Origin of the sequence: Anabaena sp. PCC 7108 (assembly GCF_000332135.1) — a bacterium.
Classification (GTDB): Bacteria; Cyanobacteriota; Cyanobacteriia; order Cyanobacteriales; family Nostocaceae; genus Anabaena.
Genome location: NZ_KB235896.1, coordinates 3,193,584 through 3,217,893 on the forward strand (window position 1 = coordinate 3,193,584; position 24,310 = coordinate 3,217,893).

Consider the following 24,310-nt stretch of genomic DNA (forward strand, 5'->3'; position numbering starts at 1 on the left):
TTATTTCACGCAAAGTCGCAAAGGTACGAAGAAAAACAAAGGTAATTTTGGCATTTCATACTTTGATTTAGCAACGCCAATTTTTTCAATTCCAAAGCGCGATCACGACTTCAGTAAAATAGGTCGCGATCGATCAATTGAGACAACTTCTGCACTTCCTCGGCGTACTGGAATTGAAGTTGCTGTCTCAATTTTAGTTCCATCGCCTTCCCCTCGCGCTTATTGGAATTAACGATTTCAAAATCTGTGGTGAAATTAGCATCTACCCCTAAAAATTGCAAAACTTTTCGATAAGTTCCCGCAGTATCTTTCACAAAGTCATCATAGATCGTTAAGTGAATTTGGCTGTGATCGAAGACATCTAGATATCGTTGAATCTGCTGTGTAAAACTTGCTAATTCACTATATAGTAAGAGTTCTGTGGGATGGCAGCCAGGAGGAATTCGTTTACCTTGGCGGCGATCAGGTTCTGCTAGCAAGGCACTCTCAAAATCTTGAATATCTTCGTAGCCATAGAACACCAAATGACTGTGCAGCGAATACAAAAAGTCAACCGGATTCCTGAGCATAATCAGGATTTTAGCATGAGGGTTGAACTGATAAATCTCTCTGGCCGCAGTTTTAGACAGCATATACCAGACTGTGCCTTCCCCACATAGAAGTCCCTCGCCTGCTTTAAACAAGTCAAGATATTCTGAGAGAGTGTAGCTACGGTGCAACGGTTTCAGGCTGAGTAAATCACCATCAAAGAAGTTAGGTTCCTTCGGTTTCGAGATATAAATAGCAGGGTGTCGATCAAGATATTGACACATCGCAGTTGTTGCACAGCGGGGCGCTCCAACTAAAAAAAAGTTAGGTTTATTCATGTCCGATCTGTTTAAATAAGACTTCTATTTCCTCTGGAGTCAAATTGTTCACTTCCAGAAATGTTTGAGCAATTTCATCAACCTGGTTCTGACTTCCCAGCAGCTTGGCAAGTACAGTCTCTAGCTCTGCAATAGTTGGATTCATAAAAAGTTGCTGGAGTGATATTTCTGACGAGAAAATTTGGTTGATTCGACTAAGCAATTGTGTTGCCAGCAAGGAATGTCCACCCAGATCAAAGAAGTTATCATGAATACTGACTTGAGGGAGGTGCAAAACTTCTGACCAGATATCTGCGAGAACTACTTCTGTTGATGTTTCCGGTGCAATGTAATTATTCTCGAAACTACTTCTGTCGGGAGTCGGCAATACTCGGCGATCAACTTTACCACTTGGGGTCAGAGGTAGAGTCTCCAGCATGACAAAAGCTGATGGTACCATGTACTCTGGCAATTTGGTTTTGAGATAGGTTCTCAGTTCTTGAGTGGTGAGAACTTGATTTGGTTTAGGAACAATGTAAGCGATCAGCCGCTTGTTTTCGGTAGGTTCCATGGTGGCGATCGCCACTGCTTCCAGGACATCAGGATGCTGCCCTAAAACAGCCTCAATTTCTGCCAGTTCAATCCGGAAGCCCCGAATCTTGACCTGGTTATCAATGCGACCTAAGTATTCTAGGACTCCATCTGCACGATAACGAGCGATATCTCCTGTTCGATACCAACGCCTACCAGTGGCTTGGCTAAAAGCATGAGCCGAGAACTTATCTGCCGTTAACTCTGGACGATTGTAGTAACCTCTGGCCAGTCCAGTCCCCGCAATATAGATTTCTCCAGGTATCCCCACAGGTACTAGTTGCTGATTTCTATCCAGAAGGTAAACCTGAGTGTTAGCAATGGGACGACCAATAGGAGGAAATGTCACCCATTTGCTGGGGTTTCCGGTGAGATTGTAGGCTGTTGCTAAGTGGGTTTCTGTGGGGCCATAGTGATTCCACAAGGTACAATGCTCCAGTCGTTCAAAAAAGCGGGCGATCTCAGGTGTAATGCAGAGTTGCTCCCCCGCTGTAATCAAGTCTTGTAGCCCCTTGGGAACCTGATCGCGCTCAATTGCCACCTCAGCCAGTTGCTGTAGAACCACATAGGGAGCAAAGAAGCGTTTAATGCCAGCATCACTGAGAAATCTCAGTAGAAGGGTTGGGTCGCGCCTTGTCTGCTCTGGCACCAAAACGAGAGTTCCACCCTCGCACCAGGTAGCGAAAGTTTCTTGGACGGAAACATCAAAGCTCAATGAGGCGAACTGGGCTGTTCTGGCGCTGCTAGGAGCGGTGACATTTTCAATTTGCCAGGAAATTAAATTGATTAAAGACTGGTGTTGCATGGCAACTCCTTTGGGGATACCAGTCGAGCCTGATGTATAGATGATGTAAGCTAAATTTTCACCTGTTGCCGGACATTCTGGGTTATCAACAGACTGTTGAGCGATGTCTGAGCGATCGCGATCCAAGTAAACAATCTCAAAAGTTGAGCTTGGCAAGGCGCTGGCCACATCAGTTTCTGTCACTAGCACCTTAACTTTGGCATCCTGGATGGAAAAAGCCAGACGTTCAGGGGGATAGGTCGGATCTAGGGGGACATAAGCACCCCCAGCTTTCAAAATACCCAGCAAACCAACAAATCCGCTCAAGCTTCGCGAAACACATAATCCCACAGGTTCATCGGGCTGCACCTGAAGTTGTCGCAGATAGTGTGCTAACTGATTTGCACGGCTATTTAGTTCTCGATAAGTTAAATGTTCATCTCCCAATTCCAGCGCGACTCGATCAGGTGTTTTTGTTACCTGTTCTTCAAATAGCTGGTGGATACACTGAACCAGATTAAAGGTAGACGGAGTGAAATTCCACTCCTGTAAAATCTGTTGCTCTTCTGTGGGACTGAGTATTTTAGCAGTCGCTACCATTTGTTGCGGTGCTATGACCATTTCTGACAACAGCGTTTGCAAGTGACCGATTAAGCGCTGGATAGTTGTTCTATTGTAAAGATCCTGACTGTACTCGATAGTACCCACAAGCTGGGAACCTCGTTCTTCCATGATTAGAGTCAGATCGAACTTAGTAGTGGCTGTATCAACCTCCAACCAGTCTAAGGTGACATCTGACAAATTCAGTTGCTCTCTAGGAGCATTTTGAAACACGAACATCACCTGAAACAGTGGATTATGGCTGAGACTGCGCTCTGGCTTGAGGATCTCTACCAACTTCTCAAACGGAATATCTTGGTGGGCATAGGCCTCCAAACAGGTTTGCTTCACCTGAGTCAACAACTCTTGAAATGAAAGCTGATCAAATAGATGAGTCCGTAGCACCAGGGTATTGACAAAAAAGCCAATTATATCTTCTAGTTCCTGGCGATTTCGATTGGCAACTGGTGAACCCACCAGGATATCCTCTTGGCCGCTGTAGCGATATAACAGACTCACAAAGGCAGTAAATAGCACCATGAAGACCGTTGCCCCAGATTGCCTAGCCAAGTCATGCAATTGCGCTGTTAAAGCTGGACTTAGTTCAAAGGATTCCTGTCCGCCACGAAAAGTTTGGACGGGAGGGCGGGGATAATCTGTTGGCAAGTCCAGTATATTAGTAGCGTCTGCCAATTGCTGTTTCCAGTAATCCACCTGGGCTGCTAGCTGTTCATTCTCTAACAACTGTTGTTGCCAAGCGGCAAAATCTACGTACTGAATCGGGAGAGGGGCTAGAGGTGAGTTAGCTTCGACCAAGAACGTCTGGTAAAGGGTAGACAGTTCTCGAATCATCACCCCAATCGACCAACCATCAGCAATAATGTGGTGCATGACCACCACTAGAATGTAGGATTGCCGTGCCAGACATAGCAATTTAAGACGTAGCAGAGGTTCTCGATCTAGGGAAAACGAGCCACAGGCGACTTCGGAAATGTGATGTTGTACGGCGATCGCTTGTTCATCCCCGGACAGAGATTGCAGATCGATCACAGGTAAGGAGCAAACAAGGCGCTCGGCAATCTTTTGTACTGGTATCCCATCAACTAAGGGAAAAGTCGTTCGTAGAGAGGCTTGACGCTCTACGATTTCTTGGAAGCAGCGCTCTAGGATGGGAATCTGAAGTGGGCCGATCATGCGTAGTGCAGCTGGCATATTGTAGATTGGTCGATGCCCTTCCAGATGATTCAGAAACCAGAGGCGCTGTTGGGAAAAGGAAAGAGGCAACTGTCCGCCTGGTGGCATTGGTTGAATAGGAGCAGATACCCAGTGGTTTCCCTGATGACAAACTGCTTCCACGATTGGACTGAGGGTGGCAATTGTCGGGTATTCAAAGATTTGATGCACCGGCAGCTCGATGGCAAAAAGGGTGCGTATCCGAGACACCACTTGAGTTGCCAAAAGGGAATGTCCCCCTAAATCAAAGAAGTTGTCATAAATCCCAATGGTTTTTAGACCGAGAACTTGGGTGTAAATGCCCACCAGTAGTTCCTCTGTAGGTGTCCTTGGAGGAACATAGCCCACCTGCAAAACTCGGTCGGCGGCGGGGACTGGGAGGGAACGCCGATCCACCTTGCCGTTGGGACTCAGGGGAATTGTCTCCAAGATAACGAAAATGGATGGCACCATGTAATCTGGGAGGCGCTCCCGCAGAAAGCATCGCAGTTCATTGTTGAGCAGATGTGTACCGAGTTGGGGAACCACATAAGCCACTAGCCTCTGCCCATTTGTGCCAAAGTCTGGCGCGATCGCGATCGCTTCTCGCACTTGAGGATGTTGTCTGAGGCTCGCTTCTACCTCTCCCAATTCAATCCGAAAGCCCCGGATCTTCACCTGAAAGTCACTTCGTCCTAGATACTCAAGGTTGCCATCTGGTCGGTAACGGGCGAGATCCCCAGTTCGGTAAAGCCTGGCTCCGGGTTCTTGGGAGAAGGGATTCGGCACAAACTTTTCGGCTGTTAATTCTGGGCGGTTGAGGTATCCTCGCGCCAAGCCGATACCTGCCAAATGTAACTCCCCTGGAACTCCAATCGGCACGGGTTGTCCGTAGCGATCCAACAGATAGGTTTGCATATTCGCAATTGGTTTGCCAATGGGAACCGCTAACTGTTCTTGGGTGCGATCGCATTGCCAAAATGTGACATCAACGGCAGCTTCTGTGGGTCCGTAAAGATTATGTAGCGCTGCATCCAAATTATCAAAGAAGCGTTTTTGCAGGGCATTGGGCAGTGCCTCACCACTACAGAAGACTTGTCTAAGGCTGCCGGTCTGCTCCAGGTTGGGTTCTTCTAGGAACAGCTGGAGCATGGAAGGGACAAAGTGGAGGGTTGTGATTTGGTGTTCGGCAATAGTGCGAATTAAATAGGGATTATCCTGATGACCTCCCGGCTGTGCTACCACCAAGCAAGCACCAGCCAAGAGAGGCCAGAAAAACTCCCATACCGATACGTCAAAGCTGAAGGGAGTTTTCTGCAATACGCGATCGCCAGAGGTCAGTTGATAGGTATCCTGCATCCAAAGCAGGCGATTGCAAATGCCTCTATGGGTATTCATCACCCCTTTGGGACGACCAGTGGAGCCTGAAGTATAAATCACATAAGCTAAATCATGGGGCTGTACCTCAAAGTGTGGGTTATCTAGTGATTGGGTTTGTAGGAGGCTATTTTCGCTGTCAAGACAGATTCTTGGTACTGTCTGTTCGGGCAGTTGCGGCAAAAGTCGCTGTTGTGTTAGTAATACGGACACCCCCGCATCTGACAACATGAAGGTCAACCGCTCTGGCGGATAGCTGGGATCTAAGGGAAGATAAGCGCCACCTGCTTTGAGAATCCCGAATAAACCCACAACCATCTCTAGGGAACGCTCGACACAAATGCCAACTAAAACCCCCGGTTTAACGCCTAGCGATCGCAGGTGATGCGCCAATTGATTTGCCTGTTCATTCAAAGCTTTATAGGTCAATTGTCGCTCGCCAAAGACCACTGCAACAGTATCGGCAGAACGTTGCACCTGGGCTTCAATTAAATGGTGCAAGCAGGTTTCGTAAGTGTCAGATGTTTGAGTCCTGTTCCAAACTTTCAGGATTTCACCCTGTTCTTGGTCTGTGAGTAAAGGTAATTCGGAAACTCGTTGTTCAGTTTCAAGAGCGATCGCTCCTAGCAGCGTCTGAAAATGCTGGCTCATCCGCTCAATCGTCCCATGATCGAACAGATCCGTATTATATTCAAACGATGCCAACAACTGCTGCTGAGTCTCAGTCACAATTAGCGTTAAGTCAAATTGTGCGGTTCGCTGTTCAATACCAACAGATTCTAAAACTAACTCATCCAATTCCAGCACAGCTCCTGGTTGCCGCAGCACAAAGGGGGACGATTCGGGCAGAATATGGGGCTTTTGAAACACAAACATCACCTGGAACAGTGGCGAACGACTCAGATCCCGTTCCGGTTGTAATATCTCAACTAACCGTTGAAAGGGATAATCTGCTTGTTCCAAGGCAGCCAATACGGTTTGGCGCACCCGATAAAGCAACTCTTGGACTGTCGGATTCCCAGATAGGTCTACTCGCAACACAATCGGATTCGCACAATAGCCCACCGTTTGTTTCAAATGAGACTGCCGTCCAGAGGTTACCGACCCCACAACTAGATCGTCCTGTCCCGTGTAGCGATGCAGGAGAATCTCAAACGCAGTCAAGAGCAAAGTGTAGAGGGTAACGCCACAACGTTGAGCCAGCTGCTTTAGTTGGTTCGTTAATTCTAGATCAAGGTCAAATCCGTGAGCGGCTCCCTGATATGTCTGCACAGCCGGACGAGAGCGGAGTGTGGGTAAATTTAACAGAGGTAAATCAGCTAATTGCTCTTTCCAGTATGACTGTGAAGTTTGTTCTAGGGCGGGTAACTGATGCACCCTTTGCCAATTGATGTAGTTTGTATAGGAAAACGCTACTGGCGGTAATTTAGCCATAGTCCCTGTATTGGCTGATGAATACAGTAAACCCAACTCATCCACCAAGACTAACAAAGACCATAAATCAGCCGCGATATGGTGAACGGACAATAACAAAATTGGCGCATTTGTTTCAGAGGTAAACAATAGCACTCGCAGTAATGATTCTTGTGCTAAATCAAAAGGACGATAGGCTTCTGTAATTAACTCATTGTGCAGTTGATTCTCAGACCAATTTGTAGCGTCAATTTGCTTGAATGATAAGGAAGAGTGCTGATGAATTTGTTGCCACGGCTGGTTATCCCGCAGAATATAGGATGTCCGCAGGGAAGGGTGACGAGTCACCAAATTTTCAAATGCTTGCTTGAGGGCAACCACATTCAGTTTTGACCGAATCCGCACTGCAAAAGCAATATTATAAGCACCACTGTCCGGTGCAAGCTGATTTAAAAACCACAACCCTTGCTGGTTGGGGGACAAAGGCAACTCCTGGGTGCAGTGCTGCTCCTCAGATTTTATGGCAAATACTTGATTTCTGGAGATTGGCTGCCTGTCTAATTGTTCGAGCAATTGCAGAATCAGTTCCTCGAAGCTGGTGTCTTGGAGAAATGCCGTCATCGACAAAGATAAATCCAGTTCAGTTTCCAGGCGATGCTGTAAAGTGACAGCCGCTAAAGAATCCAAACCTAAGTTAATCAATGGTTGCTGTTTGTTGAGGGCAGACGGCGAAATGCCCAACACTGCCAAAATCGCCTGTTGCAAATACAATTCCAGTTTGAGCCGGCGCTCTATCTCCGGCAGCGATCGCAATATTTCCCCACTCAGAAGTGGTTTGTCTGCACTTGTCGGCGCAGGAGGCTCATTCAAAATACTATTTCCCACAACACTTAAACTGGCTTCGAGAAATTTTTTCCGGCAGTTAGAGCGTTGAATTTTACCACTGGAAGTTTTAGGAATACTGGCTGTTTTGAGCAGTGTGATCGCATAAACTTGCAATTCATGCTGTGCTGCAACTGCCTGACGAATTGCCTGAACGACGGTTTCAACTGGCAGTTTCCGTAGATAATGGCGTTCGACTTCTTGCACAATCACCAGTCGCTCTTCTCCTGCCACATCCACAGAAAATGCCGCCCCACACCCAGCCCGTAATGCCGGATGACACTGTTCTACGGTGAGTTCAATATCTTGAGGATAATAATTGCGTCCCCGGATGACAATCAGATCCTTTAAACGTCCCGTAATAAAGAGTTCTCCTTGGTGGACAAACCCTAAATCTCCTGTTTGCAAAAATGGTCCTTCATTGGTATCTGCTGTGTAAGCGTTGAAGGTTTGTGCTGTTTGCTCGGATTGATTCCAGTATCCCCCAGCAATATTTGTACCAGCTACCCAAATTTCACCCACCCGATCTTCTGCACATATCTGTCTTGTGTCAGGAGAGACAATTCGCAACGATTGATCCAGCCAGGGGTGTCCCACACCCACAATAGCCTTGTAACTCGGTTGATCAGGCTCTAAGATCGCAACCTGGTTCTGCCCCAAGGCCTGGTCATCCACTCCTAACACTTGAGGAGATTTCGTTTTAGCACCACCGGAAATAAATAACGTTGCTTCTGCCATCCCATAGCAGGGATAGAAAGCTTCCCGCTTAAATCCACAAGACTCAAATGTGCTAGTAAATGCCTCTAGGGTTTCTGCCCTCACTGTTTCTGAGCCATTAAAAGCCAGTTGCCAGGAACTCAGGTCAAGTTGCGATCGCTGTTCTGGAGTTGTGGAGCGAATGCAAAGATCGTAGGCGAAATTCGGGCCACCACTAGTTGTCGCTCGATAGCGAGAAATTGCCTGGAGCCAGTAAAAGGGAGTTTGCAGGAATGTGACGGGAGCCATGAAAATGCAAGGAATTCCCAAGTACAGAGGTTGCAGAACGTTACCAATCAACCCCATGTCATGAAACAATGGCAACCACCCGACGAAGATAGTTTCTGAACTATGTCCAAAGGCGTGCTGAATCATTTGCTCGTTACTGAGCAGATTCAAATGGCTAACTTTTACACCTTTTGGCATTCCCGTTGATCCGGAAGTGTACTGAAGGAATGCCAAGGTTTCCTCAGTTAAAGTCGGAGGTTGCCAAGATGTCGCGTCTGTTGTGGCGATCGTATCCGTAGCCAACCACTTCAGTTGCCCTAATATCCGGTCTTGTCCCAGATAGATACTAATGTCATTGTCTAGTAAGTCTTGGGTTGTCAGTGCGATCGTTGCTTGGGCATCGATCACAATGGATTGTAGCCTGGTTAAATTTTGATTCCGTCGCGGGGGATAAGCAGGTACAGCGATCGCCCCAGCATAAAGGCAACCTAAAAAAGCGGTGATAAAGTCTAGCCCTGATGGGTACAGCAACAAAGCGCGTTCGCCTGGAGAACAAATGCTTTGCAACTGCATGGCAATGGCACGCGCCCGTTGCTCTAGCATTCCATAGGTGAGACAGATTTCTGTTTCACCATCGGGTAAAAAAATGTATGCTTGTTTATCAGGCTGGTGAATAGCTCGCCAACGCAGAATATCAATCAACGTAGACCATTCAGGATTTCGATTTAACATAAGACTAGACATACTTTCATTTTGAATAACGCGGCAGTAAGACTTTGCCCGATGGGCTACTAGCAGAGTAATGTTATTAGGGATTTCCAGAAAATAAATGCCCCATTTCATCAGACCATATTTGTTCTTTATTCCCCCGGCTCCCGGCTCCCCTGCCTACCTCAGCAATGGAATATTTATTTTTTTGGACTTGCTGATTAAGAGTATGATTTTGTTTCACGCAGAGGCGCTCCAGTCACAGAGAGTAAGAGTTTGAAATCATTGATTTTTCAATTTCATACCCTAATTCAGCAACGCCATTTTTTTAATTGGAAGTCCCTTATCCTCACCATTCTGCGTTGGGGAGTCGATTAAAAATCAATTCTTGAAGCGCAGGTTCGAGTGGGAAAGAGAGACTGGATAACTCCCCATTAGTATCGGTATAGTAGGATAAAAGAACCGGATTGGGATATGGGCTACCGTTATTAGTAATTTTGTTGTAGGGTGCAAGTATCGCCAGAAATGTATCATGGCAATAATGCTCAAGTAAATATACGATATCGTTATAAGTAATCGGACAAAAATACTTACACATTAGATTTCAGGCTCAATAAAGGTTGTAGGTTAAATTTTGTGTAATTAATTTTGTCTTACTACTTAAGTTGCGATCATACAGCCATCTTTCATGGTGATTGATAAAGAACCTAATGATCGATTGGCAAATTCTCCTAGATAATCGACCAAAGGATGGCAAGGTTGGAGCCAAGGCTTGCGTCCTGCTAAGATTTTCTCCCATTTTTCCTCTGTTTCCTTTTTTTGTTCTTCCACCTCATGCTGTAAAATTTGGTTCCAAGGAAGTGGTGTCCGATCAAGTAGATAATCGTAGATTTGATAAGTTATACTCTTGGCTCCCATGGTTTTGTTCAGGTTAGTTAAAACCACAACACCCAAGTTACTGTTTGGCATTAAACTCACCATTGCAGTGAAACCATCAATTCCACCTGATGTTTCTATCAGATAATGACCTCGGTAAGCACTGGTGAGCCATCCCAAGCCATAGGATACAGGATAAAAAATATCTACACTCGCTTCCTGTTTTGCATCAGCAATCCCCCGCAACAAAGACGATAAAGAATGTTTCTTCCGAATCGAGGTCAGTAATCGAGCATGATCGATTGTGTCGTTGTCGGAACCTGGGGTTAAATGTGCAAAGTCAGTTGAGTTGGAGTTGACTACAAATTGTGGCCTTTGCATTTGGTTGAGCGTTTCAGAACTAATCACTTGCCGATGGCCATATTTTCCCCCGTTGAGATTGAGGATTAGCCACTGAGCCATATCTAGTGCAGTGGAATTAATTGAGCCAGCCGGACCAATTGCATCTACATTCCGTAAGACCAACTTTTTGAGACTATTCCCATCACATTCGTAAGGCTGTGCAAAATTGTCTGACAACTGAGATTGTTTGACAGAAAAATTACTATCTGCCATTCCTAATGGCTCAAATATCTCATCCTGAACAAATGTTTCCCAAGTACTTTCAGATATATGACCTACGACCATACCCGCAACAGTATAGAGTAAGTTTTGCGGTTGAAACATCGTACGTAGTTCATGGCTTGATCTCATGAAAGTGAGATGCTCATAAAGTTCTAATTGGGTATGAGGGGAGCTACCATTGCTGCCAAACCAAATGACATCGTACCCCGGTAATCCAGAGCGCATCAGTAATAAATCCCGAAGTGTTATGTCTTCACTGGCATAGCGGGAAAAAACTCGAAAAGTTGCCAAATAGTTTCTCACAGGAGAATCCCAAATTAGTTGACCCCGATCAACTAAAATCCCGATTGCGCTTGCTGTGAAGGCTTTTGTAGAAGAGCCAGTTGCAAATATAGTTTGCGAGGTCACAGGTAAACGCTCTTCTAAATTTCGGAAACCAAATCCTTGACTGAAAATAACTTGAGTATCTCGAACAATTGCAATTGACAATCCGGGAATATCCCAAAATTCCATCGTTTCTTTAACGATGTCTTCTAGCTGTTGCTCTAACATTCCTATTTACTCGGATATTTTATTAGGACACTTACTTACGGAGGCTGAGTGGGCGCATATCAAGCCAAACTTCTTTAATGTAGTCTAAGCATTCTTCTTTAGAGCCGCTTTTACCAGTATCTTTCCAGCCCAGAGGCATTTCTCGGTAAGTTGGCCAAATTGAATATTGCTCTTCATGATTAACAACAACATTGTAAACGGTTGCGTCTTCGCGATCGTTCTCACTCATAGTCTCTTGTTTTTAAGTAGATTAATAGTTCTTCAGTTTTCCTCATTTTCACACTGTTGATACTTTTCTTAACTTTTATTTTAGAATTTTTTCTATTAAGTGTCACTAAAGTTAACAAGAAAGTAAGCCAGTTAGCAATAAACAGTGCAATAGAAAAAATAAAGAGAGCTAACATAACATTTAAGTTACAAAGAAGAAAAATAAGCGTCATAAGAGGCGAGAACATAACTCTACGAAATTGGTCTTTTCTGTTTACCCTCTACTTTTAACGAAGGTATTGCCTCGCTGATTTTATTTTTCTTTGCGTCCCTACTGATTGAGCCGATGCAAAAATTATTTAAATTACTTGCTTAAATGTCTTAACTGTCCTTGTGTTTGGAATGGTGATCATAAGACAATACAAAAATCCTTATCAATACACTCGTTGGAGGTAAAGGGGCAATACATTAAAACAATTTAATTTTTCTTTGCGTCCCTACTAATTGAGCCGATGCAAAAATTATTTAAATTACTTGCTTAAATGTCTTAACTGTCCTTGCGTTTGGAATGGTGATCATAAGACAATACAAAAATCCTTATCAATACACTCGTTGGAGGTAAAGGGGCAATATATTAAAACAACCTTGCGGTAAAACTTGCCGCAATTTTTAGGACTAATTGTTTTTGCTCAACCTCAGAGAACAGAGAGTTAATACATCAATTCACCCTCGTCAATAATTGGTGGAGGTATTGAGGATATGCAAGGAATGGCTCTAAGAAAAGCGAAAACTCTTAAGATAGCTAGTCTCTGGGTGTCAGAGTGTGGGAGTGTGATGGTGAAAGCGCATTCAACATTTCTGTTACTTTTGGTAGCTGATGATCCTCAGCTTTTGACTATAGGGCTGTTTCTTTCCCTCAAAGGCTGATAAGCTTTAGGTAAATTTGAATTTTTGACTCTAAATTTAGGTTTTTAGGCTTTCCATGACTTCAGTCCCCAAAATTATCACTAATGATATTGAAAAATAGTTCCTCCTGATCGAATGAAACAGCCCTGCTTTTCAGGGGAATCAGCAAAATGCCAATCAGTCCAGAGCGATTGGCTAAAGCTTGACCAAAATCGCAATTGTTTAATGCTATTTACAAAAAGAACCTTAAATGATTACTCCCAACCTGATCAAGTCAAAGGTATGGAAAACAACAGAAGCTCTGTCTTTGAGCGCAAAATCGCTAAGGATGCTATTTGAAAATCAAATTCCTATCGTTCAGATAGAGCAGTTTGCCACAAACCAGGAGTGTGCAGCACTGGTGACTCAAGCTAACTTGTTAGGGTTTGATACCTACCAGAATGTTACTCCTAAGATTGAACGCCTGGGGATTACAGTCTTTGAGTACAACAGCATTGGCAAAGAGGATTACTTCCTAGCAGTAGATCGAGCCAGCAAAGAACAATATCGTATTACTTCTGCTTCTTTCAATCCATTGGAACGTCTGATGGCAAGGATCAGAAACCAAACTGGTACAACTGTCAGAATTGCCTCGGAATCTTGCTATGGAAGTTACCATGCAGGGTTGATCAGGAAAATTGAGCAAGGGACACAACTACATATTGATTATGCGCCATCAGAACAGATCGGATGGGAGGTGAGTAAAGTCGTGGGACAATTGTCCTGGAATTTGTACCTCCAAGTATCTGCAAATGATCGGGGGAAAACTTATATTTACGATCGCCAGTGGCGTTCGGAAGATGAGAGATATAAACTCGATTCCTACGGATATAATGAGGCTGTTGTTTCAGGTGCCAGCTCGATCTGCTTCCAGCCACAAGTCGGAGATGTATTTATCTTCAACACCCAAAATTATCATATCGTTGAGCCAACCGAGGGGCAACGCGTGACATTTACCTCTGCAATGGGACTACTTCCTAATGATGAAATCATTTTCTGGTCTTGAGTCCGATAGGATGACATTTATGATTGAGTATAATCGGGGAAACATCAATGGTATTAGCGGCTGTCTTAACTGCGCCTAACCGTCCAATTGAATTGCAAGAATTGCCAGAGCCTGTACTTGAAAAAGGCGGCCTAATCTTACAGACGATCTACTCGGAAGTTTGTGGTACTGATGTACATTTACTTAGAGGCCATTTAGGGGGAGTACCCTATCCGATCATTCCTGGTCACTTTTCAGTGGGACGAGTGGTTGATATCGGTGGAAAGGTTTTGAATCTCGATGGTCAGCCGATTCAAATAGGGTCGATTGTGACGTTCCTTGATGTGAACGAGACTTGTAACAGTTGCTGGTATTGTTTAGTTGCCAAAACATCTACTCGCTGTCCACAGCGCAAGGTCTATGGTGTTACCTACTCATCCAATGAGGGGTTGCTCGGTGGGTGGTCGGAACTGATTTACCTGAAACCGGGAGTTAAAGTGCTAACGCTACCTGAAGAGGTGACACCTGCACGATTCATAGCAGGTGGATGTTCGTTACCAACCGGATTACACGCTATTGATCGGGCGCAGATTCAGATTGGCGATGTTGTAGTAGTGCAAGGGTGTGGTCCTGTGGGGTTGAGTGTGGCAATTTTAGCCTTACTTTCGGGAGCAGGTCGGGTGATTGTCATTGATAAATATGAAAGTCGTTTAGCTGTGGCAAAATCTTTTGGTGTGGATGATGCGATCGCAATTGACGATCAAGCTCCACAGCAGCACATTGAACGAGTTCTGGAATTAACCGATGGTCGAGGAGCCGATGTCACCATCGAAGCTACAGGAGTTCCCATTGCGGTCAAACAAGGCATTGCCATGACCAGAGATGGCGGTCGCTACGTAGTTGTGGGACACTACACGAATACCGGTGAAATCTTGCTTAATCCCCATTTGGAAATTAACCTCAAACACATTGAGATTCGAGGCACATGGGGCATCGATTTTAGTCACTTTTACAGAATGATTCAGTTACTAAAACGTCATCGCGATCAAAATCGAGAGATTGCTTGGGAGCGCGTAATTAGTCGTTTTTACAGGTTAGAAGAAATTAATCAAGCATTAGCAGATGTAGAGCAGGGATTGGTCTTAAAGGCTGCAATCCAACCAAATTTATTTTAATTTTAATCGAGAAAATATTGGCTTTAGAGGAACACAGATGCGCTCGGATATGCAAATTGCTTTTATAGGTAGTGGTGCGATGGCTGAAGCCATGATTAGTGGCTTGCTCGCCCAAAAGGTGGTGACAGCCGGCCAAATTATTGCCAGCGATCCACTGGAAAGTCGTCGCCTCTATATGCAGCAGACCTATGCTGTCAGAACCACAAGCAACAACATAGAAGCAATTCAGGAAAAAGCGATCGCTGTGTTGAGTGTGAAGCCGCAAGTGTTGCGATCGCTTATGCCGACCCTTAGAGGTAAAATTGCCCCGGATACCCTAGTCATGAGCATTGTAGCTGGAGCGAGTATACCATCCCTCAGCCAAGGTTTGAACCATTCCCCCATTGTCCGCGCCATGCCCAATACCCCGGCTCAAGTAGGAATGGGAATGACTGTCTGGAGTGCATCCCCGGAAGTGACGGAGGCACAGCGTTCATATAGCAAAACCATTCTGCAAGCATTAGGAGAAGAAATGGCAGTTCTGCACGAAGATGAAATTGATCGAGCAACGGCTGTGAGTGGTGCTGGTCCTGGATTTGTCTTTCTCTTGATCGAAGCCGCTATCGATGCTGGAGTTCAGATGGGATTTACCCGTGACCAAGCTCAAACCCTGACTTTGCAAACAATTGCAGGTAGCGTGGAACTGATGCGCCAAACCAACGAACATCCCACTGAGTTACGCAACCGAGTTACTAGTCCTGGCGGCGCTACGGCTGCGGGGCTTTACGAGCTAGAAAAAGGGGGAATTCGGACCACAATTTGTGATGCTGTCTTTGCTACCTTTGAGCAAACTCAGAAGTTGGGCAATCTGAGTTAGGCAATTTCCATGAAGTATAGCTGGGGAGTAGGGAGTGGGGAGTGGGGAGTGGGGAGTGGGTGAAAACCCTTTTGGTGTATAAGTTTGATTATCCCTTTATGTCTTCACCTCCTTGGCGGTGGCTATACATTAAGCCCATCGCTCAACACCCAGAGATTTCTTGTTGATGCCAGCGACTTACCTGAATTTGTAGATTCCTCAGATTTATGATTGGAGATTTGATCGATGAGTGCATTAGATAACGCTTCAAATAACGCTGCTAAGAAATCCTTGACTGAGCAAAAGCAAGAATTATTCAAACTTCTGCTTCAGAAAAAAGGTATCAACTTGAAGCAAAAAGAGATTATCCCTCGTCGATCGCCCTCTGCGGAGAATTGTGTTTCTTTTGCCCAGCAACGTCTGTGGTTTTTGGCTCAGTTAGAAGGAGCTAGCGTGGCCTATAATATGCCCGCAGTGCTTCGCATCAAAGGAAATCTGGAAGTTGCTTGTCTACAAAAGAGTATAGATACAATTATCCAGCGCCACGAAGTATTACGCACAACTTTCAAAACCGTTAACGGTCTGCCAATTCAGGCGATCGCCTCAAAGCCAGAAATGATAATTCCACTTGTAGACCTGCAAGAGCTTTCCGCAGATATACAAGCGCAGGAAACAAAACGATTAACCATTGAAGCCACACAAACGCCTTTTGACCTAGAGAATGGTCCTTTACTGCGTGCAAGTTTATTGCGCCTGCATCCTCAAGAATATCTTCTGATCTTAACGATGCACCACATCATTTTTGATGGCTGGTCCATCGGCATTTTGGTGCGAGAACTCTCCACGTTATATCCCGCTTTCTTGAACAAAGAGGCAATTTCTTTACCAGACCTGCCAATTCAGTATGCAGACTTTGCTCATTGGCAACGGCAGTGGCTGCAAGGCGACGTGCTGGAAACCCAACTGGCATACTGGCAGAAACAGTTGACAGGAGTATCACCCCTCGATTTGCCCACAGATTATCCCCGTCCTCCCGTGCAGACTTACCGAGGGGCAAAATACTCCTTTGATCTGCCTCAAAGTTTAGCACTGTCATTAAAACAATTCAGTCAAGCCCAAGGAGCGACTTTATTTATGACGCTGCTGACTGCTTTTGCCAGCCTGTTAGGACGCTACAGCAGTCAAGACGACATCGTGATTGGCTCGCCCATTGCCAATCGGAATCGACCGGAATTAGAAGGACTGATTGGTTTCTTTGCTAACACCCTAGCCTGGCGCATCAATTTAGCGGGAGACCCGACATTTATTGAATTACTGGGTCATGTACGAGAGATGACGATGCAGGCTTATGCTCATCAGGATCTACCCTTTGAGATGTTAGTTGAAAAATTAAAGTTAGAGCGAAACCTCAGCTACAATCCTCTATTTCAAGTGATGTTTGCCTTGCAGAATGCCCCCAGTGATGATTTAAATCTGCCGGGTGTCACGATGGAGCGAGAAGAAATTGACAGTGGTACTTCCCATTTTGATTTATCTTTGCACGTTTGGGAGAGTGCGGATGGTTTGAGTGGATTCCTGACTTATAATACCGATTTGTTTGAGTTAGGGACTGTGACTGACTTAGTGAGTCGTTTTCAACAACAGCTAGAAGGGATTTTGAGTTGCCCCACCCAGCCGTTATCGAAATTGCTTCTTTTGAGTGAAACAGAACAGCAGGAATTACTCCAAAAGGGTAATGTTATGACTGTTGATCTGATGGATGGAGGGCTTTGTGTTCATCAGTTATTTGAGGCTGAAGTAGAACGTAACTCGGAAGCGATCGCCCTCGTCGCTGGCAGTCAGCAATTGACCTACCAAACATTAAACGCTCAAGCAAATCAGTTAGCTCACTATCTACAATCTTTGGGAGTGAAACCGGGAATTGTGGTTGGTATTTGTCTTGAGCATCCCTTGCAACTAATTATGGCATTGTTGGGGGTTCTAAAAGTGGGAGGGACTTGTCTGCTAATGGAAACAGCTGCTAAGACAGCAGCCCTAGCTTTAACTTGCCAAAGGACAAAACCAAACATTATCTTGACTGGACAGCGCTCTATTGAGCATTTTCGTCAACTCCAGACAACTGAGAGGAAATGCCGAATACTCTGCCTTGATGCAGAGCAAGAAGCGATCGCCAAACAAGCAAAGCACAATCCCAGCAGTGATGTCACAGCGACAACCCTGGCACAGCTGCTCTATGCCTCTAATCGGCTGGTGCAAATCGATCACCATAGCATCTGCGCTCGAATTGCTCAAATCCAAAGCTTGTGTCAGATGAACAGTGAGGATAGTTGTCTAACTACAGCATCCCTTGTCCAAGAAACGGCTTTTCTGGAGATTTTCTGGACTTTAACTACAGGGGGAAGGTTAATCATCCCTCTAGAGACAGAACGGGAGAACCCATCAAGATGGATCATGCTGATTCGAGAATACCAGGTGAGTCTGCTTCACAGTCTGCCAGAGTCCCTGACCGATTTAGTCAATTACTTGAATCACGAGGGAGATAGCCAGTCTCTCGGTTCACTACGAATGGTTGTGTATCGCGGTCGGCAGTTACCCCAGGCGATCACCCTAGCATTCAGACAACATTACATAGGTGACTTGCAGCACCTCTACACTCTACCGGAAGCAGGTGCGATCGCGTCCTATGGAGATCGTCCAGGCAGTCAATCCCATGCTGGTTATACCCCTTGCGGATCAATCCTAGTTTTAGATCGACACTTCCAACCAGTACCAGTGGGCGTGAAAGGTAAGATTTACCTTGGTGGAAATGGATTGGCTAGGGGATATTTCCAGAATTGTGCAGAAACGGCTGCACGCTTTATGCAGATTTTTCATTTAAAAGATATTAGCAAAAATATTCAAAATCGTTGGTTCAGCACAGGCATAACAGGGCGATGGCTAAGGGATGGAACTTTAGAATTACTCGATTCCTCGGCTCGACAAGTTTGGATTCAGGGATACCACATTGCCCTTGAGGAAATCGAAACCGCTCTGTTAGCGATACCTGTAGTTGAAGACTGCCGAGTTTTGGCACGAGAAACTATTACCTCTACCCCAGAACTGATTGCGTACGTTGTTTTGTCAGAACGGTTTCGGCTAGAACAATTGCAAAATCAGGTGCAAAACTGTCTGCCCCCCCATCTGTGGCCCAGCAGCTATTTATTCCTTCCATCCCTCCCCATAACCGCTGCTGGCGAAATTGATGACCAAGCCCTTGCCAAAATTCCAGTAGTTGATCTTCAAGAGTGCCAACAATGGGAGGAACGGTTGCAATCAGTCCCAGACTTGGGAGAACTAGCAGTTGTTGTTCAGGAAAAACTTACCCACTTACCCCTCCTGCATCTGTCGGAAGTGGTATCGCAAAACTCATTGATCACAACAGGATTCCTGGAAGCATCAACAACATTGTCAAGAAAGCCATCAGCAAAGATACCAGTTGATGGGACGGTAAACCTGGAAAAGCGAGAAACAAAGGCTTGGGCGATTAGTGATGGCGGTTCCCTGGTAATTCCAGCAGACGCGCCCAGAACCTTAACAGCAGCCCTAGTGGAAACCGCAAGGAAGTACCCAAATCAGGGAATTGTCTTGATCCAAACAGATGGCTCAGAAGTCATTCAAACCTATAGTGTGCTGCTAGAGGAAGCCAAGTGCAAGTTAACAGGCTTGTCTAACAACGGACTCAAGGCAGGCGATCGCGTGATTCTCCAAATCTCCTGCCTTCAGGATTACTTTTCAACCCTGTGGGCTTGTATTCTCGGTGGCATTATTCCCGTCACCGTTGCAGTTGCCCCTACCTATGATCAGCATAACGTTGTGGCAAAAAAACTGCTGAAGGTTTGGGAACTACTGAAACAGCCGATTATTTTAGCAAGTGATTTCTTAATAGAGCCAATTAGGAATCTCCGCAGATCGCCTGTAGATAATGGGCTGTCGGTTCTGGGAATCGACTCATTGCGTCACCATCCCCCTGCCTCAGAAATTCCGGCGGGTTGCCCTGAAGATGTCGTGTTCTTACAGCTAACTTCGGGAAGTACAGGCGTGCCGAAAGTAGTGCCAGAAACGCACCGAGGCATTATTACCCACATCCATGCTGCCCAACAATTCAATGGTTATCAGCCCTTTGATATCTCCTTGAATTGGCTGCCACTAGATCACGTTGTTCCTTTATTAACTTGTCACTTGAAGGATGTTTATTTGGGCTGTCAACAGGTTGAGGTTCCCACAGCCCTAATTTTGGAAAATCCCCTTAATTGGCTCGATTTGATTCAACGCTATCAGGTTACTCATACTTGGTCTCCAAATTTTGCCTACAAGTTGGTAAGCGACGCACTTCAGCAGGTATCCCAAAGGCATTGGAACCTAAGTTCGGTCAAGTTTTTTATGAATGCTGGAGAGCAGGTCACCCGACCAGTTGTGCAGGAATTTTTAGAACAAGTTGCGGCTTTTGGGGTATCGCCCCAGGCGATGCAGCCTGCATTCGGCATGGCAGAAGTCTGTACCTGTATGACTTATCAAAACCATTTTCAGCTAGATGGAACTGGGGTCTACTGCATTCAGAAGAATAGCTTGGGCGACAACCTGCAATTTGCTAGCACGACTGACGAGGCAGTTAGTGAGTTCGTTGACTTAGGTCTGCCCGTTCCCGGCGTGCAGATTCGGATTACTGATACTAATAATCAAGTGTTAGCCGAAGGCGCGATCGGTCAGTTACAAATTAAGGGAGATGTTGTGACTCCCGGTTATGTGGATCACCCTGAAGCAAATCGTGAAGCCTTTGTGGGCGATGGGTGGTTCAACACAGGTGACTTAGGGTTTATTCTCAATCGCCGCTTAATCTTAACCGGGCGCAAGAAAGAACAGATTGTGGTCAATGGAGTGAACTACTATTGCTATGAAATTGAAGATTTAGTCAATAGTATTGAAGAAGTTGAACCAACCTATGTCGCTGCCTTGGGTTTTGAGGATACGAATCGAGGCACAGAAGGGTTAGCGATTTTCTTTGTCCCGAAGTCATCTGTTACTGGTGTTAATCTGATTAAACAAATTCGGACTTATGTAACATCCAATCTTGGCATCACTCCAGCTTGCATTATCCCAGTCAAGAAGCAGGAATTTCCGAAAACGACCAGTGGCAAAATCCAGCGCCACCATCTCAAGCAACAGCTAATTACCGGAGCATTTAAGGAACAACTCAAGCAGATAGATATCCAGTTAGGTAACGAGAACACAATTCCCAGTTGGTTTTATCGCCAGATATGGAAGCGTAAACAGGCTCATGTTGTCCAGAGACAGGTACAGACTGGACATTATCTGATTTTTATGGATTCCTTGGGTTTAGGTGCGTTCCTCTGCCAAAAGCTTCAGCAAGACGAACAGCAGTGTATCTGTGTTGAGATGGGGAGTAACTTTGACCAAATTGATGCCACGCACTATCGCATTGTCCCTGGAGATTTCGACCACTACCGACAATTGTTTGAGTCTCTGGCATCTAATAACATTCACATCGGGCAAGTGATTCATCTGTGGAACTATGAAAACCAAGAGCGAGCGATCGCTAATTTGTCTAAACTTGAACAAGCTCAGGAACGAGGTGTTTATAGTTTGTTGTTTTTTGTGCAGGCACTAACAACCATTCAACCTACACAACAACCCGTTCGACTGCAAGTGGTTGCCAATCACACCCAAAGCGTTGTGCCAGGTGACACCGTAGCTTCGGAAAAAGCATTGATGCTGGGATTGCTCAAAACCATAAACCAGGAGTTTCCTGGGCTAAGTTGCTCCCATATCGATCTGCCCATCAATGCTGTCACAGTGAATGGCAATTTCATCCTGCGGGAGTGTCAGGTTGCCAACAAGGATCGCGAAATTGCTTACCGCCATCAACAACGTTGGGTGTCTCGTCTGGAACGAATCGATTTGGGACAAACTGAGAAACAACCGCTCCCGTTTAAATCAGGTGGAATGTACTTGATTAGTGGCGGCTTGGGTGGAATTGGGGTTGAAATTGCGAAATTTCTGCTCAAACACTATCAGGCTCATATTATCTTAGTCGGACGAACCCTCCTACCAGACCATGAACCTGAAGCCGATGCACCAGAAAAACTCGGTTCCCATGCCGATCACCTGAAAACTTACTATGATTTAAAGCGTTTGGGAGGAGCTTGTCTTTATGCGGCAGTGGATGTGAGCAATCTCGAACAGCTCCAGCAGGTCATTGATCGAACCCAAGCGCTTTGGCAACGTGAATTAGACGGCGTGATTCATTTAGCAGGTGTGTCCCACGAGTCTCTGTTACAGGCAGAAACGCGGACAGGGCTAGCTGCAACGTTGCACCCCAAAGTTTCCGGTACATGGACACTCCATCAACTGCTCAAACAACAACCGGAGAAATTTTTCATTAGTTTTTCATCCGTGAATGCTTTCTTTGGTGGCTTTGGGGCGGGTGCGTATGCCGCAGCCAATTCCTTTTTGGAAGCCTTTGCCCAAGAACAGCGACAACAGGGACTGCGAAGTTACTGTTTTGCCTGGAGTATGTGGGATGAGGTCGGCATGAGTCGGCATTCTCTGACGAAAGAGCAAGCCCAGTCGCGTGGGTACAGCCTGATTACTAAACAGCAAGGACTACAGTCATTCCTGGCAGCGTTGCAGCATGGCTCAACTCAACTCTTGATTGGCTTAAATGATCGCTCCCCCAATGTCCGGCGCTATATGACGACGACACCAAAAGCTTTGCACCTGTTAATGTTCTACTTGACGGGACAGTCAGAGGCCTTGAAATCAAAGTTAGCACAGTTGGGAGTCTGCGATCGCTTTGGAACCCAGAGTCCCTGGGATAGCATTCATCTGTCAGAATTGCCCTCGACCGAGACAGGTGCCATTGATCGAGAACAGTTAATCGCCCTCAATCGCCAAAATATCCGTCCCTTGAAGGAGTTGATTGCCCCTCGCACCGAAATAGAACAACAAGTTGCCCAGATTTGGCAGGAGATTTTGAGCTTGTCCAAAGTGGGAGTTGATGATAATTTCTTTGAGTTAGGTGGTCATTCTCTCCTAGCAACACAACTTGTTTTTCGCCTCTCTCAAACCTTTGCCATTGACCTCTCGATCCCAAGCTTATTCGAGCATCCCACAGTTGCAAAACTTAGTGTGGCGATTGAGATCGCGATTCGTTCCACTCAAGGCCAGACCGCTGCTGCTGGCATCCAATGGGTTTCCCGTGACCAATCCTTGCCCTTGTCCTTTGCCCAGCAACGCCTTTGGTTCTTGGATCGGCTGGAGGAGGGAAAAACTGCTACCTATAATATGCCCACTGCCCTATATCTCACAGGTTCACTTCACATTGAAGCGTTGGAACAGAGCATCATCGAGATTATGCGTCGCCATGAAGTCTTGCGAACTACCTTCCCCACAGTCAATGGCTCGCCAGTTCAAGCGATCGCTGCGGAGCCACAACTTAATTTAACCCGACTGGATCTGCAAGGGTTAACCCCCGATCAGCAGACAACAGAAGTCCTGCGGTTAGCCACAGAAGAAGCCCATCGTCCCTTTGATTTGGCAAATGGTCCCCTACTGCGGGTGACGCTACTGAAGCTAGGGGAACAATCTCATGTGTTGTTAGTGACTATTCATCATATTTGTTCCGATGGTTGGTCTGTTGCACTTTATACGCGGGAACTATCGATCCTCTATCAGGCTTTCTCTACGGGTGCTACCTCACCTTTACCAAAACTGCCAATTCAATATGCCGACTTTGCCTATTGGCAGCATCAGTGGTTAGCGAGTTCGGAATTAGATCGACAGCTTGCTTATTGGCAACAACGGCTGCAAGACGCACCTCCTATTTTGAAGTTGCCGAATGACTATCCTCGCCAAGCAGTACAGAGCTTTCGGGGCAATGCTCAAGCCTTTATCCTCACACCAGATTTATCTAAGGAACTGAAGGTTTTAAGTCGGCGAACAGGAACAACCCTCTTTATGGTTTTGTTTGCTGCGTTTGCGATCGTTTTACATTACTACTCCGGTCAAGACGATCTGGTACTGGGAACCGATGTCGCCAATCGAAACCGAGCCGAGACGGAAGGTTTAATTGGATTCTTTGTCAATCAATTAGCCCTGAGACTTGACCTGAGCGGGAATCCCACCTTCAGTCAGGAATTGCTCGGCAGAGTGCGAGAACGGGCGCTAGAAGCTTATACCAATCAGGATCTACCCTTTGATCGCTTAGTGGAAAAACTCAATGTCGAACGTAGTCTCAGCTATAACCCCGTTTTTCAGGCCAAGTTAGTGCTGCAAAATACGCCAAAAGTAGATTTGGAATTGCCCGGACTGAGTATTAAACCATTAGTCGTCAAGAACGAAACGGCAAGCTATGACCTCTTGCTGAATGTTGAGGAGACTGAACAGGGATTGGAAGCTTCTTTGAGATACAGTACAGATTTATTCAAACCCACAACTATCACACGGATAGTAGAACATTTCCAGATGGTTTTACAAACAGTGGTTATACAACCCGATTTGCAACTCAATGAATTGGCAAAACTTCTGGCTGATACCGATAAAACACAGCAAATGCAAGCCGAACAAGAAATAGCAAAAGTGAGTTTGCAGAAGCTGAAAGGTCGCCGGAGAAAAGAGGGTTAATTAATAGTTCATTTTAACTAATCGTCATCACATTTA

Annotated in this window: 8 protein-coding genes; 4 read left to right on the forward strand and 4 right to left on the reverse strand. The window is 45.6% G+C overall.

Annotation, left to right across the window (positions count from 1 at the left end; all coding sequences use genetic code 11):
- Window positions 1-110: 110 nt before the first annotated feature.
- The 4 genes from ANA7108_RS27410 to ANA7108_RS0115165 form a co-directional block, all read right to left on the reverse strand.
- The gene (locus ANA7108_RS27410) at window positions 111-866 is read right to left on the reverse strand and encodes a sulfotransferase (protein ID WP_016951644.1); all 756 of its coding nucleotides are present in this window, start codon (window positions 864-866) and stop codon (window positions 111-113) included.
- Window positions 859-9,432: a non-ribosomal peptide synthetase gene (locus ANA7108_RS27415; protein ID WP_144052388.1), complete on the reverse strand. Its 8,574-nt coding sequence runs from the start codon at window positions 9,430-9,432 to the stop codon at window positions 859-861. The genes ANA7108_RS27410 and ANA7108_RS27415 overlap by 8 nt, the downstream gene beginning before the upstream one ends.
- A gap of 624 nt (window positions 9,433-10,056) precedes the next feature.
- A complete protein-coding gene (locus ANA7108_RS0115160; RefSeq protein ID WP_016951646.1) occupies window positions 10,057-11,448 on the reverse strand; it encodes a serine hydrolase in 1,392 nt (463 codons plus the stop codon).
- A 31-nt stretch (window positions 11,449-11,479) separates the two neighbouring features.
- Complete coding sequence (locus ANA7108_RS0115165) at window positions 11,480-11,677, reverse strand: MbtH family protein (RefSeq protein ID WP_016951647.1); 198 nt, start codon at window positions 11,675-11,677, stop codon at window positions 11,480-11,482.
- Window positions 11,678-12,811: 1,134 nt separating this feature from the next.
- Between ANA7108_RS0115165 and ANA7108_RS0115180 the strand changes: the two genes are divergently transcribed.
- From ANA7108_RS0115180 to ANA7108_RS28215, 4 genes are all read left to right on the forward strand, one after another.
- Window positions 12,812-13,606 (forward strand): hypothetical protein, encoded by a 795-nt coding sequence (locus ANA7108_RS0115180; RefSeq protein WP_026104209.1) that lies wholly within the window; start codon window positions 12,812-12,814, stop codon window positions 13,604-13,606.
- A gap of 47 nt (window positions 13,607-13,653) precedes the next feature.
- A complete protein-coding gene (locus tag ANA7108_RS0115185) occupies window positions 13,654-14,760 on the forward strand; it encodes a zinc-binding dehydrogenase (RefSeq protein ID WP_016951652.1) in 1,107 nt (368 codons plus the stop codon).
- 49 nt (window positions 14,761-14,809) lie between these two features.
- Window positions 14,810-15,616, forward strand: a complete 807-nt coding sequence (gene proC, locus ANA7108_RS0115190) for a pyrroline-5-carboxylate reductase (protein ID WP_237741516.1) — start codon at window positions 14,810-14,812, stop codon at window positions 15,614-15,616.
- 225 nt (window positions 15,617-15,841) lie between these two features.
- A complete protein-coding gene (locus ANA7108_RS28215; RefSeq protein ID WP_016951654.1) occupies window positions 15,842-24,274 on the forward strand; it encodes an SDR family NAD(P)-dependent oxidoreductase in 8,433 nt (2,810 codons plus the stop codon).
- Window positions 24,275-24,310: the final 36 nt, after the last annotated feature.

What these genes read in the sequence shown, in the direction of transcription:
- ANA7108_RS27415 (WP_144052388.1), bottom strand. Translation starts at nt 9,432, where the DNA reads ATGTCTAGTCTTATGTTAAATCGAAATCCTGAATGGTCTACGTTGATT.
- proC (WP_237741516.1), top strand. Translation starts at nt 14,810, where the DNA reads ATGCAAATTGCTTTTATAGGTAGTGGTGCGATGGCTGAAGCCATGATT.
- ANA7108_RS0115160 (WP_016951646.1), bottom strand. Translation starts at nt 11,448, where the DNA reads ATGTTAGAGCAACAGCTAGAAGACATCGTTAAAGAAACGATGGAATTT.
- ANA7108_RS27410 (WP_016951644.1), bottom strand. Translation starts at nt 866, where the DNA reads ATGAATAAACCTAACTTTTTTTTAGTTGGAGCGCCCCGCTGTGCAACA.
- ANA7108_RS0115180 (WP_026104209.1), top strand. Translation starts at nt 12,812, where the DNA reads ATGATTACTCCCAACCTGATCAAGTCAAAGGTATGGAAAACAACAGAA.
- ANA7108_RS0115165 (WP_016951647.1), bottom strand. Translation starts at nt 11,677, where the DNA reads ATGAGTGAGAACGATCGCGAAGACGCAACCGTTTACAATGTTGTTGTT.
- ANA7108_RS0115185 (WP_016951652.1), top strand. Translation starts at nt 13,654, where the DNA reads ATGGTATTAGCGGCTGTCTTAACTGCGCCTAACCGTCCAATTGAATTG.
- ANA7108_RS28215 (WP_016951654.1), top strand. Translation starts at nt 15,842, where the DNA reads ATGAGTGCATTAGATAACGCTTCAAATAACGCTGCTAAGAAATCCTTG.